Origin of the sequence: Klebsiella terrigena (genome assembly GCF_006539725.1) — a bacterium.
Lineage (GTDB): Bacteria > Pseudomonadota > Gammaproteobacteria > Enterobacterales > Enterobacteriaceae > Klebsiella > Klebsiella terrigena.
This window is the reverse complement of record NZ_BJNO01000053.1, coordinates 1-1,012: the sequence shown is the minus strand read 5'-3', so window position 1 is coordinate 1,012 and position 1,012 is coordinate 1. Positions and strand designations below refer to the sequence as shown.

Genomic DNA, 1,012 nt, shown 5'->3' with positions numbered 1-1,012 from the left:
GCATTCGACCAGATCGATAACGCACCGGAAGAAAAAGCTCGTGGTATCACCATCAACACTTCCCACGTTGAATATGACACCCCGACTCGCCACTACGCACACGTAGACTGCCCGGGCCACGCCGACTATGTTAAAAACATGATCACCGGTGCTGCTCAGATGGATGGCGCGATCCTGGTTGTTGCTGCGACTGACGGCCCGATGCCGCAGACTCGTGAGCACATCCTGCTGGGTCGTCAGGTAGGCGTTCCGTACATCATCGTGTTCCTGAACAAATGCGACATGGTTGATGACGAAGAGCTGCTGGAACTGGTTGAGATGGAAGTTCGTGAACTGCTGTCTCAGTACGATTTCCCGGGCGACGACACTCCGATCATCCGTGGTTCTGCTCTGAAAGCGCTGGAAGGCGAAGCAGAGTGGGAAGCTAAGATCGTTGAACTGGCTGGCTACCTGGATTCTTACATCCCGGAACCAGAACGTGCTATCGACAAGCCGTTCCTGCTGCCTATCGAAGACGTATTCTCCATCTCCGGCCGTGGTACCGTTGTTACCGGTCGTGTAGAGCGCGGTATCGTTAAAGTTGGCGAAGAAGTTGAAATCGTTGGTATCAAAGACACCGCTAAGTCTACCTGTACCGGCGTTGAAATGTTCCGCAAACTGCTGGACGAAGGCCGTGCTGGTGAGAACGTTGGTGTTCTGCTGCGTGGTATCAAACGTGAAGAAATCGAACGTGGTCAGGTACTGGCTAAGCCGGGTTCTATCAAGCCGCACACCAAATTCGAATCTGAAGTTTACATCCTGTCCAAAGATGAAGGCGGCCGTCATACTCCGTTCTTCAAAGGCTACCGTCCGCAGTTCTACTTCCGTACAACTGACGTGACTGGCACCATCGAACTGCCGGAAGGCGTAGAGATGGTAATGCCGGGCGACAACATCAAAATGGTTGTTACCCTGATCCACCCGATCGCGATGGACGACGGTCTGCGTTTCGCAATCCGTGAAGGCGGCCGTA

At 53.7% G+C, this 1,012-nt stretch carries 1 protein-coding gene; it reads left to right on the top strand.

From position 1 onward, the window contains the following. Window positions 1-1,012, top strand: a 1,012-nt coding sequence (gene tuf, locus RTE01_RS26090) for an elongation factor Tu (RefSeq protein ID WP_141335489.1), incomplete at both ends; no start/stop codon positions are given.